General features: G+C 62.9%; 2 protein-coding genes. Both read right to left on the bottom strand.

Going from position 1 to position 1,172, the window contains the following annotated elements; genetic code table 11:
* Positions 1–54: 54 nt before the first annotated feature.
* A complete protein-coding gene (locus AC1DT3_RS21985; RefSeq protein ID WP_477467298.1) occupies positions 55–831 on the bottom strand; it encodes an ABC transporter ATP-binding protein in 777 nt (258 codons plus the stop codon).
* On the bottom strand, positions 828–1,172 hold a 345-nt coding region (locus AC1DT3_RS21980), incomplete at its 5' end, for a FecCD family ABC transporter permease (protein WP_477467297.1). The genes AC1DT3_RS21980 and AC1DT3_RS21985, both read right to left, overlap by 4 nt.

Raw genomic sequence — 1,172 nt, 5'->3', positions numbered from 1 at the left:
ACATCACAAAATCCCCTTGCAAAGGGGCTTCGCCGTAAGGATAGGCGGGCGCTCTCAGGCTATAGGCAAGTAAGCCTCGACCATTAATGTTCCTGTTTCGGCGTAGGCGATGTTGATCCCGACCCCGTAGGCCCGTTGGATCGCGTCTCCGGACAACACGTCCTTTGGCGAACCATCGGCGRCAATCGCACCGTCGCTGATCAAGACGAAGCGCTCGGCGAACCGGCTGGCGAGCCCCAGGTCGTGAAGGGCCACGAGGGTGACGATCCCCCGTTCGGCGGTCACTTTCCGAATTTGCTCCATCACCTCCAGCTGCCGGCGAAGATCGAGGGCGCTCGTCGGCTCGTCGAGGAGGAGAATATCCGGCTCCCGAACGAAGGCCTGCGCGGTAGCGACCAGCTGCTGTTGGCCTCCCGACAGGTCGGTGACCGGGCGATCGGACAAGTGACTGATCCCCAATTGGTCGAGAATGCCTTCGACGCGCAGGAGATCGGCGGAAGTCGCCCGCCCTCCCTTCTCGCTCTTGCGAGCCAGGAGGACGATATCGAAGACGCTCAACGCTGCCCGGATCGAGACGTGCTGGGACAGGAAGAAAACAGTCTCGTTTCGTCGCCTGTCGCTCAAACGGGCGAGATCGCCGCCGTCGAGCTCGATCGAACCGCCATGAGGCTTCTGCAATCCGGCGATCAACCGGAAAAGGGACGATTTTCCGACGCCGTTCGGCCCGACGATGGCCGATATGCTTCCCCTCGGAAGCTCATGCGCCTCGAGCGCAGCAAAAAGCGGGTTGCGCCCATAGGCGAATTTCAGCGCCTTGATCGAAAGGCTCATCGCCAGCTCTCCCGACGAACCGCCAGGACGAGGCTGAGAAAGAAGGGCACGCCCACCAAGGCGGTGATGATCCCGATCGGATAGATCACCCCGGGCGTGATCGCTTTCGACAAGGTCGATGCGATCGACAGGATGACGGCGCCAGCCACCGCCGAGATCGGCAGGAAGTAGCGCTGATCCTCGCCGACGAGAAGGCGGGCGATGTGAGGTCCGACGAGACCGATGAACCCGATGGTGCCGACGAAAGCGACGGCGGTGGAGGCGAGGAGCGAGATGCAGGCGAGCATCTCCAACCGTACACGCCCGACGGGCACGCCGAGACTGGCGGCACGCTCGTCGCC

It is taken from the genome of Microvirga sp. P4_G7, assembly GCF_056401005.1.
The sequence above is the reverse complement of the archived record's forward strand: the minus strand, read 5'-3'. Positions and strand labels throughout refer to the sequence as shown.